Origin of the sequence: Streptococcus oralis subsp. dentisani, assembly GCF_002096335.1 — a bacterium.
GTDB lineage: Bacteria > Bacillota > Bacilli > Lactobacillales > Streptococcaceae > Streptococcus > Streptococcus oralis_Z.
Window position 1 is genome coordinate 181,252 of sequence record NZ_NCUW01000028.1, and the last position, 18,788, is coordinate 200,039.

Consider the following 18,788-nt stretch of genomic DNA (forward strand, 5'->3'; position numbering starts at 1 on the left):
TTATCTAAAAAAGAGTCGCATAATGTCATTCCAGGTCACAGCTAGCATCAAGACAACCATGATAACTACACCAGCCATGGTGACATAGGTTTCAATTTCTTGTTTAAGGGGTTTCCGGCGGATAGCCTCTAGGATATTGAGCACAATCTTTCCACCATCCAAAGCCGGAATCGGAATCAAATTAAAAATTCCGATATTGATGGAAATTATAGCTAGGAAATAGAGGACATTCTCAATTCCATTTTTAGCAGCATCGCTACTTGCCTTAAAAATGGCAACGGGGCCACCGAGTTTGTTCAAATCTGGATGGAAAATCAAGTTTTTCAGAGCCGAAAGGATACGGAGCCCTGAGTCAGCAGCGGTTGTAAATCCACCAACAAACATGGACAGGAGGTCTGACTTGACTCTCGGTTGAACCCCGAGAATATAACGTCCTTGATTTTCTTCTGGAGTCACCGTGACTTGTTTTTCGCTACCATTTTCAGAAATAGTCACATCTAAGGTCGGGGCGGTCTTGTCCTTGGTATCTGCTTCCACAGCCTGGGTCAAGTCTTGCCAATCCTTAACCTCATGCGAGCCGACCTTGGTAATTTGAGCGGTCTCAGCTACGCCTACCTTAGCCAAAGCTCCCTCTGGCATGACATGAAAGAGATTTGTCTGAGTATCTCTAACACCGCCTTGTAAAAAGATTAGGATCCAAAAAACAACGACTCCTAAGATAAAGTTGTTCATAGGACCTGCAAAGTTGGTGATGAGCTTGCCCCAGATAGAAGCATTTTGATACTGTACATCCAGAGGAGCGATGCGCACTTCGGTACCATCTGCCTCAACAACCGTTGCATCATGATCCACAGCAAAGGTCTTTTCTTCTTCCAAGACCAAGCCTTTAATGAAGAGCTTATCTTCGAAATCAAGCTGGGTTACCTGCATAGGAAGAGCCGTTTGATCCAGTTTCTTCCCTGAGAGGTTGATCCGTTTGACCTTGCCATCATCAGCAAGTGTTAAACTGACTGGAGTTCCTGTCTTGATTTCTGTCGCATCATCACCCCAGCCTGCCATACGAACATAGCCTCCTAGAGGAAGGATTCGAATGGTATAAGCAGTGCCATCCTTACCGATATGAGCAAAAATCTTGGGCCCCATACCAATGGCAAATTCACGAACTAGAATGCCTGATTTCTTGGCAAAATAAAAATGTCCAAACTCATGCACCACCACAATAATCCCAAAAACGAGGATAAAGGTTAGCAATCCAATCATTCAATATTCCTTTCTTTAAAACAGGCCAAATAAGTGCATCATTGGAAACACAACCAACATGCTGTCAAAGCGATCCAATACACCGCCATGTCCAGGGATAAATTTTCCAGAATCCTTGACACCGAAATGGCGTTTCATGGCACTCTCAATCAAATCACCAAACTGACCTGCCACACTGAAGAAGGCGGCAAAAAGACTCATTCTATAAATCCCATAAGGAAGAGCCACTGTGCTGTCCACTAACATGAAAACCACTGTTATCAGTACCGCACCTAGAATACCACCGACAAAGCCCTCAATACTCTTATTAGGAGAAACTCTCGGGGCTAACTTATGCTTACCAAAATTCATCCCTGTCAGGTAGGCTGCGCTATCTGTCGCCCAAACGATAAAAAGAGCCAGAAGAACCTTATCAAAACCTGCCACCCGAGCATCTAGTAAGGCATTGAAACCAAAACCAACATAAAAACTAACAGCAATTGGAAAAGCAGCATCTTCAATCGTATAGCTTTTACTGAAAACGGTCGTCCCTAGCATAATTGTAATCAAAACACTGTAGGCAACCACATTCCCATCAACTGGTAGGAATGTCAGATAGTTTTCTAAAGGAATTGTTAGGGCAAAGGTCGCAAAGAGAGTCAAAGCCCCCTCAATGGTCATAGTCTTTAGCCCCTTCATGTTCAAGAGTTCATGGACGCCTAGCATCGCTAACAAGCCAATCCCTATCTGCAACAAGAGCCCTCCTGCAAACAAGACTGGAAGGAAAATTGCCAGGGCCAATACCGCAAACAATGTTCTCTTTTGTAAATCCTTGGTCATATCTTCTCCTAAACTCCTCCAAAACGGCGATTGCGATGGTTAAAATCAGCAATAGCTTCCTGCAAGGCGGCTTCATCAAAATCAGGCCACAAGGTATTCGTAAAGTAAAGCTCGCTATAGGCTGCTTGCCATGGCAAGAAATTACTCAAACGCAACTCACCACTCGTACGGATAATCAAATCAGGATCTCGCAAATCCTTTGGCAGATGCTGGGTGAAAAGATAGTCCCCAATCATATCTTCTGTGATGTCACCAAGATTGATTTTAGCATCTAGAACATCTTGAGCCAAGCTCTTAAGAGCCTGCGTAATTTCAGCACGACCACCATAGTTAAGCGCAAAATTGAGAATCAAGCCCGTATTGTTCTTTGTCAATTCCTCTGCTTTTTTCAAAGCTTCAAAAGTCGGCTTAGGCAAACGGTCTGTCTCCCCAATCATCTGAATCTTAACGTTATTTGCGTGTAATTCAGGGACGTAGTTATCATAAAACTCGACTGGTAAGTTCATGATAAACTTGACTTCTTGATCTGGGCGCGTCCAATTTTCCGTCGAAAAGGCATAGACTGTGATGACCTTAACTCCCATCTTGTTAGCTGCCTTGGTCACCTTTTGGAGAGCTTCCATCCCCGCCTTATGACCAAAAACCCGTGGTTGCATCCGTTTTTTAGCCCAGCGACCATTCCCATCCATGATGATTCCAATATGAGCAGGAACCTGTGTTGGAACCTCGACTTCTACAGTTTTATCTTTCTTAAAAAATCCAAACATGATCTTATTCCTATTCAAAAATCTATCGTTTCATTATACCATATTTCCCTATTTTCTTCTATTGCTAAGTTATTAGCTCTCCGTACAGACAAAAAAAGCCGCCTGATTGGGCGACTTAATTTTATAGGGAGATTATTATGAAAAAGTTTTAGGAGTTTAAGTTAAGTTTCTCTTAACTTATGAACCTAGTATACCGTCCCTAACTTAAAGTTTTCTTAAGTTTTTGAAAAAGTGAGATTTTCCCATTTTTCTTGCCAATTTTTCTTGGACAAGCGCTCTTGGTAGAGCTTCATTCGGTCTTCATTCTCTAAGAAATGAGGTGTTGGGCGAACTTGAAAGTTCAAAATATCCTCGAGACCATAGGGAGCAAAGAGTTCTAAAGTTGCGTCGGCATGCAAGCGAAGCCCTATCGCCGTACAGCGCTCCGGATATTTACTCATGGCATCACGAGAACTCGTGTAAGGCACAGTGTGGGGACTGTGCTGATGCATATAGACTTGATTTTTCAACTCCCACTGATATTGAGGGAAATCTTCTCTCAGCTTGTTCTCTAGGGATACTGTCTCCTCATAAGAAACATCTGGATCAAAGAAAATCACATCAACATCCGTCTCACGGTCAAAAGCTGGTCTGTCTGACAAGAGATTCCAGATGAAATTTCGTACCGAACCCGCTGCCAACCACAAGTCTTTTAAATCAAGGTCGCGGATGATAGTCAGAATGGTCATCATGTCAGGATTTTCTCTAACACTATCTAAGATTTCTTGTTTATTTTTCATTATACTCATACCCCAAATGTTCGTAAGCCTTAGCAGTCGCAACTCGTCCTGAACGAGTTCGCATGATAAAGCCTTTCTGGATGAGGTAGGGTTCGTACATATCTTCCACCGTCTCACGCTCCTCGGCAATATTAACAGAAAGAGTTCCTAGACCGACAGGACCACCACCATACATCTCAATCATGGTACGAAGGATTTTCTGGTCCACATAGTCTAATCCTTCATGGTCTACATCCAGCATGGTCAAGGCCTTATCAGTAATGACATCATCAATTAAACCATCTCCCATAATCTGGGCAAAGTCGCGCACGCGCTTAAGGAGGCGATTAGCGATACGGGGAGTTCCTCGACTACGTAAGGCCAGCTCAGCAGCTGCCTCATGGGTGATTTCCATCTCAAAAATATCTGCCGTCCGCTCAACAATCTCTGTCAAGTCAGCGTGGGCATAGTATTCCATATGACCTGTAATCCCAAAACGGGCCCGTAGCGGATTTGAGAGCATTCCTGCCCGTGTCGTCGCACCAATTAAGGTAAAAGGCGGCAAGTCCAGATGGACACTGCGACTGCCTTCCCCAGCCCCGATCATAATATCAATGTAGAAGTCCTCCATGGCACTGTAAAGCACCTCTTCCACCGACATGGGCAAGCGATGAATCTCGTCAATAAAGAGGACATCTCCAGGCTCCAAATCATTCAAAATCGCTACCAGATCACCCGCTTTTTCGATAACAGGACCAGACGTTTGCTTGAGATTGACTCCCAGTTCATTGGCAATGACAAAAGCCATGGTTGTTTTCCCAAGTCCTGGAGGGCCAAACAAAAGAACATGGTCCAGCGCCTCATCCCGCATTTTGGCAGCCTCGATAAATATTTGCAACTGATCCTTGACCTTGTCCTGACCGATATATTCACGTAAATACTGGGGACGTAGGGTACGTTCTACCAACTCCTCATCACCCATGATTTCATTATCTAAAATTCTACTCATGTTCCTATTATAGCAAAAATCCAAGCCACAAACAAAAAAGCCACCTGATTGGGTGACTTCCTTAGGGAGATTATTATGAAAAAGAAAAGTTTAGGATTTCATTAAATAAAGTTAGGAGGTCTTTATTTAATGATTATAGTATACAAGATGAATCTTAAAGCTAACTTAACTTTTTCTCTGATTTATCATTTTTTTAAAATTTTCCCCAAATGAAATTTCCTTTCTCAAACAACAAAAAAGCCACCTGATTGGGTGGCTTCTTTAGGAGATTATGATGAAAAAGAAAAGTTTGGGATTTCATTAAATAAAGTTAGGAGGTCTTTATCTAATATCTATATAATACACGAGGATACTTAAACTTTACTTAAGAAAAAATAATTATTTTATTTTTTTCGTTCTACCCAAATCATTCCTGTGCAATCATAAGTAGATAAGGTTTCAAAACCCAAGAAACGGTAGAATCCCAAATTTTTTTCTGTCTGTTCGGTCGCTAGTTGGATTTGATAGACCTCTTTGAAATCCCCTAAAGCCTCTTTCATCAAGGCGCTGCCAATCCCTTGGCGCTGATGGCTAGGCAAAACGATCAAATCCTGTACAAAAACCGATGAAAAACCATCTCCGACCAAACGAACCAAGCCAACTATTGCCTCACCATCAAGTGCCAGGTAAATCGCTAATGAGTGAGACAAGGACTTCTCCAGCATCTGGGGTTGATGTGTATAATTTGTCCAACCGACTGCCTGATAGAGATGCAAAACATTCTCTAACTTGACAACTTCTTGCTTTCTAACGCTAATCATGTCACCATCTCTTAGAGTTCTCTCAAGCTCTTATACTGCCGTCCATTCTTGTCAAAATTTTCAGGAGTCAACCATGCTTCCAAACGATCTTTGACCTGAGGCCAGTCCTTATCAATCATAGACAACCAATCCGTATCTCTAGTTCGCCCCTTATAAACGACAGCCTGACGGAAGGTTCCTTCATAGACAAAGCCTAAACGTTCTGCTGCTCGTCTTGATGGAAGATTTAGAGCATCGCATTTCCACTCATAGCGTCTATAATTAAGCTCCTCAAAAACATAGCGAGCTAGTAAATAATGGGCTTCTGTCCCTGTCCTCGTCCCCTTAAGTGCTGGTGAAAAGGTGACAGCTCCCACTTCTATTACTCGGTTATTCTGATCAATTCGCATCAGAGAAAAGGTTCCTAAAGTCTTACCAGTTGCCTTGTCTACAATCGCATAGTAAAAACGATCCTTACGAGCCAACATCTGGTTTAAAAGGCTGACCAGTTCCTCCATATTTGCCACTGGCTCCTGAAAGAGGTAGGTCCACATCTCTCGAGGCGTATCTGGACCATAAACAGCTAGTAAATCCTTCGCATGTTTTTCTACCGAAAGAGCCTCTATCCGAGCATAACGCCCTTCTAAAAAATCGATAGCAGGTAATTTACCAGACGTGTGACCGACTACAGATTCACCAATCATCTGACCATATTCATTTACTGGCATAGCTTTCTCCTTGTTCATTCCTTGAATATAGTATAACATATCTTAATGAAAATTTTAGGAAACACTTGGTTTTCGATTCAACAATGCAAACTCCTCTTATAAAAATCATCCCCCCAGTTTATGGAGGAATGATCACATATGGAAACGAGTGAGTTAATGCCCCTTGTGCTTCTCTCTACGTTTTTGCTGTTTGCGTTCAAATTTCTCTTGCTTGAGCAATTGCTTTTGGAGACTGGACTGTTGTTTTGAATGCTTTTTTCGTTCCTCGTACTGCAACTGTAAAAGCTCTTGTGACTTAGAAGAAACTTTCTGCTTCACCTGTTTCTTTACAGCTCGCTGCAGACGCTTCGGATTCTTAATCTTCACATGCTGTTTGACTATTGCCTCTGGACTAAAAGATAACCGAACAAACTGAGTCTGTAAAAGTTTCAAAATTTCATCCTCTTTTGGTTCCTGACCAAATGTCACACGACAAACTTGATAAGTTCCCTCATACTCTTGTTCAAACAATCCATGCCAAAATCCATCTTCAAAATAAACTGTCAAGCCAATTGAAACGATTTTCACGACAGCACCTCCTTAAATCTATCCCTAAGAATGGACAACCAAGGAGGAAGGTTACTGATAGGATTACCTACGTCTGGACTACCAACCAGAACTGTGTTTTTATCTTAGTTGAGACTATTATAGCATAATCCAATTTAAAAATCCCCCAGATTCTACTCTGAAGGATTCCTATCTTATTTCACAACGATATTAACGAGTTTGTTAGGTACTGCAATAACTTTCACGATTTCCTTGCCATCGATTTCTGCCTTGACTTTTTCATCCGCTAGAGCGATTTCTTGCAATTCTTCGCGTGATAGGTCTTTAGCGACCATGAGTTTCGCACGGACTTTTCCTTTGATTTGGACGACGATTTCAATTTCGTCTTCAACCAATTTGCTTTCGTCCCAAGTCGGCCAAGCTACGTAAGAGATTGACTCACCTGTTGCTGCAACTGTTTGCCAGAGTTCTTCTGCCAAGTGAGGCGCAAATGGTGCGATCAATTGGATAAAGCCTTTGGCATAGTCCACATAGAGTTTGTCTTCCTTGTTAGCAGCGTTGACAAAGACCATGAGTTGAGCAATAGCTGTATTGAATTTCATGGACTCGATTTGCTCAGTGACAGCTTTGACTGTTTCATTGTAGACCTTGTCAAGAGCACCATTGTTTTCCGCAGCGATTTCTTTACTTGTAATCAAACGATAAACACGGTCTAGGAATTTACGGCTTCCTTCCAAACCTTCTTCAGACCAAGCGATGGAAGCATCAAGCGGTCCCATGAACATTTCATAGACGCGAAGGGTATCGGCACCATATTGTTCCACCACATCGTCTGGGTTAACAACGTTCTTGAGGGATTTAGACATCTTGGCTGGTGCTTGCTCCAACTCTTCTCCTGTTTCCACATGGAAGAAAGAACCGTCACGTTTTTCAACCTTGTCAGTCGCCACAAGAGCCCCACGGTGGTCACGGTAGCTTGTCCCCAAAATCATTCCTTGATTAAAGAGTTTTTGGAATGGTTCCTTAGTCGGAACAACACCGAGGTCATAGAGGAATTTGTGCCAGAAACGAGCATAGAGCAAGTGAAGAACGGCGTGTTCCGCACCACCCACGTAGATATCCACTGGCAACCATTGTTTGAGGAGATCCTCGTCGGCCAATTTTTCTGTGTTGTGTGGGTCAATATAGCGAAGATAGTACCAACTTGAACCTGCCCATTGTGGCATGGTATTGGTCTCACGACGACCTTTGACGCCATCTTCACGAGTCACTTCAAGCCAGTCTGTCAAGTTAGCCAATGGGCTTTCACCTGTACCTGAAGGGCGGATGTCCTTGGTTACAGGCAAAACAAGCGGCAATTCATTTTCTGGAACAGCCGTTGAAGTCCCATCTTCCCAATGAATGATTGGGATTGGCTCACCCCAGTAACGTTGACGGCTAAAGAGCCAGTCGCGGAGACGGTAGGTAATTTTCTCTTGACCACATTCTTTTTCTTCCAACCAAGCGACAATCTTGGCAATAGCGTCTTCTTTGTTCAGTCCATCTAGGAAATCAGAATTGACGTGAAGACCATCTTCAGTATAAGCAGCTTCTGCTACATTTCCACCTTCAAGCACTTCTACGATTGAAAGACCAAACTGTTTGGCAAATTCCCAGTCACGTTGGTCGTGGGCTGGCACAGCCATGACAGCACCTGTTCCATAGCTAGCAAGAACATAGTCTGCAATCCAGATTGGAATTTCTTTGCCATTGACAGGGTTGATGGCATAAGCACCAGTCCAAACACCAGTTTTTTCTTTGGCAAGGTCTGTACGAGCCAAGTCTGACTTGAGGCTGGCTTGATGTTTATAGTTAGCTACTGCCTCAGCTTGTTCTGGGCTCGTGATGGCATCTACTAGATCATGCTCAGGCGCCAAGACAGTGAAAGTCGCACCAAAAAGAGTATCAGGACGAGTAGTAAAGACGGTGAATTCCTTGTCTGTTCCTTTTACTTTGAAAGTCACATTGGCACCAGTTGATTTGCCAATCCAGTTGCGTTGCATGTCTTTGATAGACTCTGGCCAGTCCAGGTCATCCAAGTCATTGAGCAAGCGCTCTGCATAGGCCGTGATTTTGAGCATCCATTGGCGCATTGGTTTGCGGACAACTGGATAGCCTCCACGCTCAGAAGTTCCGTCAGGAAGCACTTCTTCGTTGGCAATGGCCGTTCCTAGTTCCTCAACCCAGTTTACTGGTACTTCCGCTTCATAGGCCAAGCCTTTTTCGTAAAGCTTGGTAAAAATCCACTGCGTCCACTTGTAGTAGTTTGGATCTGTCGTGTTGACTTCACGGTCCCAGTCGTAAGAGAATCCAAGCGCATTGATTTGGCGTTTAAAGTTAGCAATATTTTCCGCTGTAAATTCTGCTGGGTCATTTCCTGTATCCATAGCGTATTGCTCTGCAGGCAAACCAAAGGCATCCCAACCCATGGGGTGAAGGACATTGTAGCCTTGCGCACGTTTGTAACGGCTAAGAATATCCGTTGCTGTGTAGCCTTCTGGGTGTCCTACGTGCAATCCAGCTCCTGAAGGATATGGGAACATATCGAGAGCATAGAACTTCGGTTTTGATGCGTCTGTTCCTGTCTTAAATGTATGATGGTCAGCCCAGTAGCCTTGCCACTTAGGCTCAATTTCCTTATGATTGTAAAATCTCATGCTATTTCTCCAATTTTATGATGTTACTATTATACCATTTTTGGGGGAATTTGAAAGTCGAGAAAGAATCTTTTCCCCTCCATTGTCAAGAAAGATTGGCTTTGAAAGCACTCTTGTCAAGCTGAATAAAAATAGCTCCTATACGGAGCTATCTTGATCAATGCTTATTTTCTTCTATCTTCTCACGTCCTAGTTCTCGGTAACTACGGTCACCAACAACTTCTACGCTAAACTGGCCGTCCTCATATTCTAGGATGGTCACACTACCATTATCCAGGCCATGCGGATGCATACCATTGATGAGATAAACCATCGTACCAATGGTCATCCCGTGGCTTACGACGAGAGCATTGCCCCCACCTTGTTCTTCCATTTCTTTGGCAATCGATTCAAAGCCTTCCTTGATTCGACCACTGAGTTTTTCCCAGCCTTCAGCCCAACCAGCAGTATCAACCTCTACCAAACCTTCTGCCAGCTCAGCATAGGATAACTGATGAACATGATCCACCTTGAAAACACGAGGAATGACCCCCATGAAGAGGTCCCCATCATAGGCCCCATCAAAACTACCAAAGCACCACTCACGGATGCGCTTATCCATACGGTAAGGGATTTTGCCCTGTAAACCTAGTTCTTCTAGGATAATTCCCATAGTTTGAATCGTACGACCAGAGTCACTGGAATAAGCTCGGTCAAACTGCAAACCAGACTCTCTCAAACCAATTCCCAACTCATGAATTCCTAACTCACCTTCTGCAGTTAGAGGCGTATCACTCCATCCTTGAGCACGTCCAATCGTGTTAAACATGGTTTTTCCATGACGGACCAAGTACAATCTTACTTTAGACATTTTCTATCCTCCATTTTCTTCTATTATATCATGGATCAAAGAAATATTTGGCTTTCAAAAGCAAAGCTCCTTCTCCTAATTTTGCCACAAGAAAAGCTACCCTCATGGTAGCTTCCCTAGGAGATTATTATGAAAAAGTTTAGGATTTCTATTAAATAATGTTAGGAGGTCTTTATTTAATGATTATAGTATACACAGTCATTCTTAAACTCAACTTAAATTCTCTCCCTTTTTATTAATTTTTAAAACTATGGATTGGAGCTGGGATTTGACCTCCACGAGAGATGAAATCGACAGATGAAGCACCGTTGACTTTCATAACTGGCGCTGTTCCTAGCAAGCCACCAAACTCAATCATATCGCCTTCTTCACCCTTTGGAATGATACGGACGGCCGTTGTTTTCATATTAATGACACCGATTGCCGCCTCATCCGCAATCATCGCAGCAATGGTTTCAGCAGCCGTATCTTCTGGAATGGCAATCATATCCAGCCCGACAGAACAGATAGCCGTCATGGCCTCTAGTTTCTCTAAATTCAGAGAGCCGTTTTGCACCGCAGCAATCATGCCCTCATCTTCAGAAACAGGGATAAAAGCCCCTGACAAGCCACCGACCTGGTTACAAGCCATGACTCCACCCTTTTTAACTTGGTCATTCAAAAGAGCGAGTGCAGCAGTTGTCCCATGCGTTCCAACTGTTTCTAGACCCATCTCCTCAAGAACACGAGCCACTGAGTCTCCAACTGCAGGAGTTGGAGCCAAACTTAGGTCTACAATCCCAAAGTCAACCCCAAGGCGTTCACTCGCCATTTGACCGACCAGCTGACCAATACGAGTAATCTTAAAAGCTGTTTTCTTGACCGTCTCAGCTACTACATCAAAGCTTTGACCACGCACTTTTTCCAAGGCACGTTTGACGACACCAGGACCTGAAACTCCAACATTGATGATGACATCTGCTTCACCGACACCATGGAAGGCCCCCGCCATAAAAGGATTGTCCTCAACAGCGTTCGCAAATACAACCAATTTGGCAGCTCCCATATCTGATAAGTTCGCAGTTTCCTTGATGATACGTCCCATATCTGCAACTGCAGTCATGTTGATTCCTGACTTGGTTGAGCCAATATTGACGGACGAACAGACCTTGTCTGTCTCAGCTAGAGCACGTGGGATAGAATTGATGAGAATCTCATCTCCTTTTTGGTAGCCTTTTTGTACCAAGGCCGAAAAACCACCAATAAAGTCAACACCAATCTCCTTGGCAGCCTTATCAAGTGCCTTTGCTAAAACGACATAGTCCGTCGCATCAGTCGCTGCTCCAATCAAGGAAATCGGAGTCACCGATACTCGTTTATTGACAATTGGAATCCCTAGTTCCGCAGCAATTTCATCTCCTACAGGCACTAGATTTGCAGCTTTAGTAGTAATTTTTTTATAAATCTTTTCAGCAGCACGTTCAATGTCTGGATCAATACAGTCCAAAAGGGAAATGCCCATAGTGATGGTTCTGATATCGAAGTTCTGCTCCTCAATCATGGCAATAGTTTCAGTAACTTGTCTAATATCCATAATGACCTCCTAGATATTATACATGGCGTCAAAAATCGCTGCACTCTGGATATTGATTTTCACATTCAAGGTCTGACCAAAGCTTTCAAACTCATTTCGCAGAGTTGTAAAATCCTGTTTTTCATCACTAGATACGACTGCCATCATGGTAAAATACTCATCCAGTACTGTTTGAGAAATATCATCAATATTCAAACCCAATTCTGCAATCTTAGTAGACACGCCTGCAACAATACCAGTCTTGTCCTTGCCAACCACTGTAATAATAGCCTTCATCTTTAGACTCCCATTCTACGATTATTAGAAAACCTGAACGTTTTTGATTTTCTTTTTCCTTAGTATAGCATATTTCCGTAAAAAATTCTAAAAAACGCCTGCTTACGAAGTTGTTCTTAAACAAAAAAACAATTTCGTAAACAAGCGTCTACCCTATCAAATGATGATGAGTGTTCCCGCTAGGACCGAAGTCCCAGCGGTAGACCAGAGCTAGACTAAGAGCACAAGACTCCATCATCATAACACTCAACAAAATTGATGATTTTATACTAATTCGATGATCGCCATTGGCGCAGCATCACCACGACGTGGTTCAGTTTTAAGGATACGAGTGTATCCACCGTTACGTTCAGCATAACGAGGTGCGATTTCTGAGAACAATTTTTGAAGTGCTGTAGTAGAAGTGTACTTATCAGTTGCTTCATCATAGTTTTCAGATGCGATTTCATTACGTACGAAAGCAGCTGCTTGACGACGTGCATGCAAATCACCACGTTTACCTAGAGTAATCATTTTTTCAACAGTTTTACGGATTTCTTTAGCACGAGCTTCAGTCGTCACGATTGATTCATTAATCAAAAGGTCAGTTGTCAAATCGCGAAGCATTGCTTTACGTTGTGAGCTAGTGCGTCCTAGTTTACGGTAAGCCATGTATTCCTCCTTTATTTATCTTTTAATCCAAGACCCAAGTCAATGAGTTTGAGTTTCACTTCTTCCAAACTCTTGCGTCCAAGATTTCGTACTTTCATCATCTCTGCTTCAGATTTTTCTGTCAAATCATGCACAGTGTTGATACCGGCACGTTTCAAACAGTTGTATGAACGCACAGACAAGTCCAGTTCCTCAATCGTCCGATCCAAAATACGGTCGTCAGATTCAGTATCAGCTTCTTTCATCACTTCAGTTGACTTCGCAATCTCAGTAAGATTTGTAAACAAATCAAGATGTTCTGTCAAGATACGTGCTGAAAGCCCTAAAGCATCTTCTGGAATAATTGTTCCATTAGTCAAGATTTCAAGGGTTAATTTGTCAAAACCATCATTGCTACCTACACGAGCAGGTTCAACTTGATAGTTGACTTTTGTAACTGGTGTATAAATAGAATCTACAGCAAGTGTTCCAACTGGTGCATTATCTTTTTTATTTTCATCAGCAGGTACATATCCACGACCACTGTTAACAGTCATTGTCGCTTTTAGGGAAGACCCTTCACCGATTGTAAAGAGATAATGATCTGGATTTACAATTTCAATATCACTGTCAGTCAAAATGTCTCCAGCTGTAATTTCAGCAGGGCCTTCAACGTCAAGTTCAATGATTTTTTCATCTTCAACGTATGATTTCACTGCAATCCCTTTAATGTTCAGAATGATTTGCATCACGTCTTCACGAACACCTGGAACTGTGTCAAACTCATGCAAGACACCTTCAATGTTGATAGATGTCACTGCTGCTCCTGGTAGAGAAGCTAGTAGTACACGACGAAGAGAGTTACCAAGAGTTGTACCGTAGCCACGTTCAAGTGGTTCGATTACAAACTTGCCATAATCTTTATTTTCATCAATTTTTGTTATATTTGGTTTTTCAAACTCGATCATTTAGTTACTCCCTCTTAAACGAAAAGCAGTGTAATGCAATGATTATACACGGCGACGTTTTGGAGGACGAGCACCATTGTGTGGCACTGGAGTCACATCACGAATTGCTGTTACTTCAAGACCAGCGGCAGCAAGCGCACGAATAGCTGACTCACGACCAGAACCTGGACCTTTTACAGTAACTTCAACTGATTTAAGACCGTGTTCTTGTGCAGATTTAGCAGCAGCTTCAGAAGCCATTTGAGCAGCGAATGGTGTAGATTTACGAGAACCTTTGAAACCAAGAGCACCAGCTGATGACCAAGAAATTGCGTTACCATGCACATCAGTAATCATAACAATAGTGTTATTAAATGTAGCGTGAATATGAGCAATACCAGATTCGATATTCTTTTTCACACGACGTTTACGTGTTGGTTTAGCCAAGACTTTTACCTCCTATATTATTTTTTCTTACCAGCAATCGCAACAGCTTTACCTTTACGAGTGCGAGCGTTGTTTTTAGTATTTTGTCCACGGACAGGAAGTCCACGACGGTGACGGATACCACGGTAAGAACCGATTTCCATCAAACGTTTGATGTTCAAGTTTACTTCACGACGAAGATCACCTTCAACCTTGATTGCGTCCACTTCGCGACGGATTGCGTCTTCTTGATCTGATGTCAAATCTTTGACACGGATGTCTTCTGAGATTCCAGCCGCAGCCAAAATTTTCTTAGAAGTTGGAAGTCCGATACCATACACATAAGTAAGTGAAACGACTACACGTTTGTCATTTGGAATGTCAACTCCAGCAATACGAGCCATGTTTTCTCCTTTCTATCTTATCCTTGACGTTGTTTGTGTTTTGGATTTGCTGGGCAAATTACCATAACACGACCATTACGACGAATTACTTTACAGTATTCGCAAATTGGTTTGACCGATGGTCTTACTTTCATTTCTTATCCCTCCAAGTTTTTCGATTATTTAAAGCGGTAAGTGATACGTCCACGTGTCAAGTCATATGGACTCATTTCGACAGTAACACGATCTCCCGCTAAAATACGAATATAGTTTTTACGAATTTTACCAGAAACTGTTGCTAAAATCTGATGTCCATTTTCAAGTTCAACCGTAAACATTGCGTTAGGCATTGTATCGACTACTTTGCCTTCAACTTCAATCACATCGTCTTTTGCCACGCAAAAGCACCTCCATAAATTTCGATTTGATGCCTCTAAACACAGAGACAACAATTATAAGTCAGACTATCTCAGTATAACATTTGTAGCGATTTTTTGCAAGTGTGAAAAACGCTTTATTTCAAATTTGTCAATACTTTTTCGATGTCCTTGAACACATCATTGATATCTTGATTTCCTTCGATATCGTGGACCAAACCTTTAGCACGATAGTGTGCAATAATGGGTTCACCTTGGGCGATATTGACATCCAAACGACGCTTAACTGTCTCAGGTTTGTCATCTTCGCGTTGGTAGTAATCTTCTTCTTTGTAGCCAGCTGGTGGATTAAAAACTTTATGGAAGGTTTCACCTGTTTTGCGGTGGATGATACGGCCACTCAAACGTTCCAAGAGAGAGTCTGGATTCACTTCGATGTTGATCACACCTTCCAGTTCGATACCAAGTTCAGCCAATGTTTTGTCCAAGGCATGCGCTTGTTCAATCGTACGTGGGTAACCATCCAACAAGAAACCTGTTTCCTTGATATCGTCCTGTGAAAGGCGTTCTTTAACAATTCCATTTGTAACTTCATCCGGAACCAACTCACCTTTGTCAATATACGACTTGGCAAGTACACCCATTTCAGTTTGATTAGCTATAGCAGCACGGAACATATCTCCAGTTGAAATGTGTGCCACGTGGAATTGCTCCACAATTTTAGCTGCTTGCGTTCCCTTACCTGCTCCAGGTAAGCCCATAATCAAAAGATTCATGATAGGATCTCCTTATTTTGTATTTAAATAGAAACTGAAATCTCTTTCAACCCCTATTTAAAAACAAAATAGAAGAGGGGAGATGAAAGCCTCTCTGATAGGTAGACCTTCATACTCCACTCTCTGAGCTACCTTGTTCTATATCAAACAAGATTTGCTTCTATTCTGTTGTATTCATGAAACCGACATATTTCCGTTTCAATAGATAGCCTTCCAACTGTTTAATTCCCTCAATACCTGTCGAAATAATGATCAAAAGACTAGTTCCCCCAAAAGCAACGGCTTCTGAAAGTCCAAAAACATCTTTTGCCACAATCGGCATGATGGAAATGACCCCTAGGAAAAGGGAGCCGACGGTTGCAAGGCGACGAAGAAGTTTTGACATAAACTCTTCAGTACCTTTACCTGGACGAACACCATGGATATAGGCTCCGCTCTTTTGTAAATTCTCTGCTGTTTTTTCAGGATTGATTTGTACAAATGTATAAAAGAAAGTAAAGAGAATAATCAAAAGAGCATAGGTAAATATACCACTAATGGTTGTTGTCGCAAGAAGCGACTGGGCTGTTCGTACCCAAGATGCATTGTAACCCATGGCACTTACAAATTGGAAGATGGCTGCTGGCGCAGCTGTAATCGAACTTGCAAAGATAACTGGGATAACACCCGCAGGGTTGACCTTCAAAGGAAGATAAGAGCTTGATGGAGCACCTTGAGCAAGTTTTGTATATTGAATTGGAATTTTATATTCTGCTTGCTGTACATAAGTTGTAAAATAGATAATCAACAAAACAGCGACGACTAGGATAGCGACAAAGATTATAGACGAATTCAAACGACTGCTTGGAACGTTGACAAAATAGTCAACATAGATGCTATGAATCATCTCTGGGATTGAAGCCACAATCCCCGCAAAGATAATCATAGAAACTCCATTACCATATCCTTTATCAGTAATTTGTTCCCCTAGCCAAGTCACAATCATACTTCCAGCAGTAAGAATGATACCAATCGTAATAAAAACTTGTGGTGTAAGGTCAGTTGTCAATAATTTTGCACCCGAAAGAGTGTTAAAACCAGCTGTAATACCCACTGATTGCACAAAAGCAAGTACAAGCGCAATATAGCGAGTCGCTTGGTTTAATTTTCTCCGACCTACTTCCCCTTGTTTACCCCATTCTACAAACTTCGGTAAAATATCCATTTGTAGCAACTGGACAACGATAGAAGCAGTAATATACGGACTTACACCGAGTGCGAAAACGGAGAAGTTCTTCATGGCATTTCCTGAAACAAGGCTAAGCATGTTCAAGAAAGATAATCCACTCAGAGCTTCAAGACTTTTTGCATTTACACCTGGAACAGTAATGCTAGTCCCAACACGGAAAACAAGAATGATAAAAATTGTAAAGAGAATTTTTGATCGAACTTGTTTAACTTTGAGAGCCTCTTTTAATAATTTAAAAAACATAGGTCACCTCTCTTAGATGACTTCTACTGAACCACCTTTAGCAGTGATAGCTTCCTCAGCTGATTTAGAGAATTTAGCTGCTTTCACAGACAATTTCTTAGTCAACTCACCGTTACCAAGAATTTTAACACCTGATTTTTCAGCTTTCACAATTCCTGCTTCGATAAGCACAACTGGAGTAACTTCAGTACCATCTTCAAAGACGTTCAATTGGTCAAGGTTTACAATTGCGTATTCCTTAGCGTTGATGTTAGTAAATCCACGTTTTGGAAGACGACGGAACAATGGAGTTTGTCCACCTTCAAAACCAAGGCGAACTCCGCCACCGCTACGAGCTTTTTGACCTTTTTGACCGCGACCAGATGTTTTACCGTTACCTGATGAAGTACCACGACCAACACGGTTACGTACTTTACGAGAACCTTCTGCAGGTTTCAATTCATGAAGTTTCATTTATATTTTCTCCTCTTTTGTAAAATGCTAGCGCCGATAAGAGAGAAAAGGTTGTCTCCCTTATCAACTCGCCTATACATTCGTCATCTTAGATGACTATATCTAGTTTTAGGGGATGAGTATTGCCGCATCCCCTAAAAATTCATTAGTTTACTTCTTCAACTGTTACCAAGTGAGATACTGCAGTGATCATGCCACGGATAGCAGCGTTGTCTTCTTTGATAACAGAGCTGTTCAATTTGCCAAGTCCAAGTGCTACAACAGTTTTACGTTGTGATGGAATGCGTCCGATTGGAGACTTAGTCAAAGTAATTTTAATTTGAGCCATTTTATCCCCTTTCTTATGCCAAATCAGAAACTGAGATACCACGAAGGGCAGCAACTTCTTCAGCGCGTTTCAATTGTTTCAAACCTTCAACAGTTGCGCGAACAATGTTGATTGGAGTGTTAGAGCCAAGTGATTTAGATGTAATATCTGCCACACCTGCCAATTCCACAACGGCACGAACGGCACCACCAGCGGCAACTCCAGAACCTTCTACAGCAGGTTTCAACAATACTTTAGCTCCACCGAATTCTGAAAGAACTTCGTGAGGAATTGTTGTTCCAACCATAGGTACTTCAATCAAGTTTTTCTTAGCATCGTCTACTGCTTTACGGATTGCTTCTGGAACTTCTTGAGCTTTACCAGTACCAAATCCTACGCGACCATTGTGGTCACCAACAACAACAAGAGCTGCGAAACGAAGACGACGTCCACCTTTAACAACTTTTGTAACACGGTTGACAGCAACTACGCGTTCTTCAAATTCAACTGCATTGTCTTTAAATGCCATTTTCTAGTGTCCTCCTATTAGAATTTCAATCCGTTTTCACGAGCTGCATCAGCCAAAGCTTTCACACGTCCGTGATATAGATATCCACCGCGGTCGAACACCACTTCTGAAATACCTTTAGCACTTGCACGTTCTGCAACGAGTTTACCGACAGCAACGGCTTGTTCAGTTTTAGTTCCTTTTGAAACTTCTTTGTCAAGAGTTGAAGCACTTGCGAGCGTTACACCCGCTACGTCATCAATCACTTGAGCGTAGATGCCTGTATTAGAACGGAATACGTTCAAACGTGGGCGATCAGCAGTTCCAGAGAGTTTTCCGCGAACGCGACGGTGGCGTTTTTGGCGGAGTTTGTTTTTATCTGGTTTAGAAATCACAGTTTTCACCTCTTTAGTTTTAAATCGTGTGCTATGCACAAAGTTGGAAAATAG

At 42.2% G+C, this 18,788-nt stretch carries 24 protein-coding genes; all 24 read right to left on the reverse strand.

The genetic code is table 11. The features are described 5' to 3' along the window. Positions 1 to 1,260, reverse strand: a complete 1,260-nt coding sequence (rseP, locus tag B7709_RS04505) for an RIP metalloprotease RseP (RefSeq protein ID WP_084971895.1) — start codon at positions 1,258 to 1,260, stop codon at positions 1 to 3. Positions 1,261 to 1,275: 15 nt separating this feature from the next. Continuing rightward, complete coding sequence (locus tag B7709_RS04510) at positions 1,276 to 2,079, reverse strand: phosphatidate cytidylyltransferase (RefSeq protein WP_084971896.1); 804 nt, start codon at positions 2,077 to 2,079, stop codon at positions 1,276 to 1,278. An 8-nt stretch (positions 2,080 to 2,087) separates the two neighbouring features. Further along, positions 2,088 to 2,846 (reverse strand): isoprenyl transferase, encoded by a 759-nt coding sequence (locus B7709_RS04515; protein ID WP_084971897.1) that lies wholly within the window; start codon positions 2,844 to 2,846, stop codon positions 2,088 to 2,090. Between the two features lie 215 nt (positions 2,847 to 3,061). Then, a complete protein-coding gene (locus B7709_RS04520) occupies positions 3,062 to 3,634 on the reverse strand; it encodes a nucleotidyltransferase family protein (protein ID WP_084971898.1) in 573 nt (190 codons plus the stop codon). Further along, a complete protein-coding gene (gene ruvB / locus B7709_RS04525) occupies positions 3,615 to 4,613 on the reverse strand; it encodes a Holliday junction branch migration DNA helicase RuvB (protein WP_000086800.1) in 999 nt (332 codons plus the stop codon). Before ruvB ends, B7709_RS04520 begins: the two co-directional genes overlap by 20 nt. A gap of 383 nt (positions 4,614 to 4,996) precedes the next feature. Further along, complete coding sequence (locus B7709_RS04530; protein WP_084971899.1) at positions 4,997 to 5,413, reverse strand: GNAT family N-acetyltransferase; 417 nt, start codon at positions 5,411 to 5,413, stop codon at positions 4,997 to 4,999. An 11-nt stretch (positions 5,414 to 5,424) separates the two neighbouring features. Then, complete coding sequence (locus tag B7709_RS04535) at positions 5,425 to 6,120, reverse strand: GNAT family N-acetyltransferase (RefSeq protein ID WP_084971900.1); 696 nt, start codon at positions 6,118 to 6,120, stop codon at positions 5,425 to 5,427. Positions 6,121 to 6,273: 153 nt separating this feature from the next. Next, entirely contained in the window at positions 6,274 to 6,687 is a 414-nt protein-coding gene (locus tag B7709_RS04540) for a YjdF family protein (RefSeq protein ID WP_084971901.1), read from the reverse strand. Between the two features lie 173 nt (positions 6,688 to 6,860). Next, a complete protein-coding gene (gene leuS, locus B7709_RS04545; RefSeq protein ID WP_084971902.1) occupies positions 6,861 to 9,362 on the reverse strand; it encodes a leucine--tRNA ligase in 2,502 nt (833 codons plus the stop codon). A 157-nt stretch (positions 9,363 to 9,519) separates the two neighbouring features. Beyond that, positions 9,520 to 10,212, reverse strand: coding sequence for a histidine phosphatase family protein (locus B7709_RS04550; protein WP_084971903.1), 693 nt, complete (start codon positions 10,210 to 10,212; stop codon positions 9,520 to 9,522). Between the two features lie 235 nt (positions 10,213 to 10,447). Further along, positions 10,448 to 11,785 carry a PFL family protein gene (locus B7709_RS04555; RefSeq protein ID WP_084971904.1) on the reverse strand — a complete coding sequence of 446 codons (1,338 nt, stop codon included), beginning with the start codon at positions 11,783 to 11,785 and terminating at the stop codon, positions 10,448 to 10,450. Positions 11,786 to 11,794: 9 nt separating this feature from the next. Continuing rightward, entirely contained in the window at positions 11,795 to 12,061 is a 267-nt protein-coding gene (locus tag B7709_RS04560; protein WP_000644134.1) for an ACT domain-containing protein, read from the reverse strand. A gap of 264 nt (positions 12,062 to 12,325) precedes the next feature. Further along, positions 12,326 to 12,712 carry a 50S ribosomal protein L17 gene (gene rplQ, locus B7709_RS04565; RefSeq protein ID WP_000331493.1) on the reverse strand — a complete coding sequence of 129 codons (387 nt, stop codon included), beginning with the start codon at positions 12,710 to 12,712 and terminating at the stop codon, positions 12,326 to 12,328. 11 nt (positions 12,713 to 12,723) lie between these two features. Further along, on the reverse strand, positions 12,724 to 13,659 hold the full coding sequence (locus tag B7709_RS04570) for a DNA-directed RNA polymerase subunit alpha (protein ID WP_000568993.1): 936 nt from the start codon (positions 13,657 to 13,659) through the stop codon (positions 12,724 to 12,726). Positions 13,660 to 13,701: 42 nt separating this feature from the next. Beyond that, on the reverse strand, positions 13,702 to 14,085 hold the full coding sequence (gene rpsK / locus B7709_RS04575) for a 30S ribosomal protein S11 (protein ID WP_001118386.1): 384 nt from the start codon (positions 14,083 to 14,085) through the stop codon (positions 13,702 to 13,704). A gap of 17 nt (positions 14,086 to 14,102) precedes the next feature. Further along, entirely contained in the window at positions 14,103 to 14,468 is a 366-nt protein-coding gene (gene rpsM / locus B7709_RS04580) for a 30S ribosomal protein S13 (protein WP_005591288.1), read from the reverse strand. Between the two features lie 17 nt (positions 14,469 to 14,485). Next, the gene (gene rpmJ / locus B7709_RS04585; RefSeq protein WP_001808836.1) at positions 14,486 to 14,602 is read right to left on the reverse strand and encodes a 50S ribosomal protein L36; all 117 of its coding nucleotides are present in this window, start codon (positions 14,600 to 14,602) and stop codon (positions 14,486 to 14,488) included. Between the two features lie 24 nt (positions 14,603 to 14,626). Further along, a complete protein-coding gene (gene infA, locus B7709_RS04590; RefSeq protein ID WP_001029883.1) occupies positions 14,627 to 14,845 on the reverse strand; it encodes a translation initiation factor IF-1 in 219 nt (72 codons plus the stop codon). 116 nt (positions 14,846 to 14,961) lie between these two features. After that, a complete protein-coding gene (locus B7709_RS04595) occupies positions 14,962 to 15,600 on the reverse strand; it encodes an adenylate kinase (protein WP_084971905.1) in 639 nt (212 codons plus the stop codon). Between the two features lie 160 nt (positions 15,601 to 15,760). Further along, positions 15,761 to 17,071, reverse strand: coding sequence for a preprotein translocase subunit SecY (gene secY, locus B7709_RS04600; protein ID WP_061453958.1), 1,311 nt, complete (start codon positions 17,069 to 17,071; stop codon positions 15,761 to 15,763). A gap of 12 nt (positions 17,072 to 17,083) precedes the next feature. Next, positions 17,084 to 17,524, reverse strand: coding sequence for a 50S ribosomal protein L15 (rplO, locus tag B7709_RS04605; protein ID WP_061453957.1), 441 nt, complete (start codon positions 17,522 to 17,524; stop codon positions 17,084 to 17,086). Positions 17,525 to 17,669: 145 nt separating this feature from the next. Next, positions 17,670 to 17,852, reverse strand: coding sequence for a 50S ribosomal protein L30 (rpmD, locus tag B7709_RS04610; protein ID WP_000057241.1), 183 nt, complete (start codon positions 17,850 to 17,852; stop codon positions 17,670 to 17,672). Positions 17,853 to 17,865: 13 nt separating this feature from the next. Beyond that, positions 17,866 to 18,360 carry a 30S ribosomal protein S5 gene (gene rpsE / locus B7709_RS04615; RefSeq protein WP_000874196.1) on the reverse strand — a complete coding sequence of 165 codons (495 nt, stop codon included), beginning with the start codon at positions 18,358 to 18,360 and terminating at the stop codon, positions 17,866 to 17,868. Between the two features lie 17 nt (positions 18,361 to 18,377). Next, positions 18,378 to 18,734 (reverse strand): 50S ribosomal protein L18, encoded by a 357-nt coding sequence (gene rplR, locus B7709_RS04620; RefSeq protein ID WP_004251098.1) that lies wholly within the window; start codon positions 18,732 to 18,734, stop codon positions 18,378 to 18,380. Positions 18,735 to 18,788: the final 54 nt, after the last annotated feature.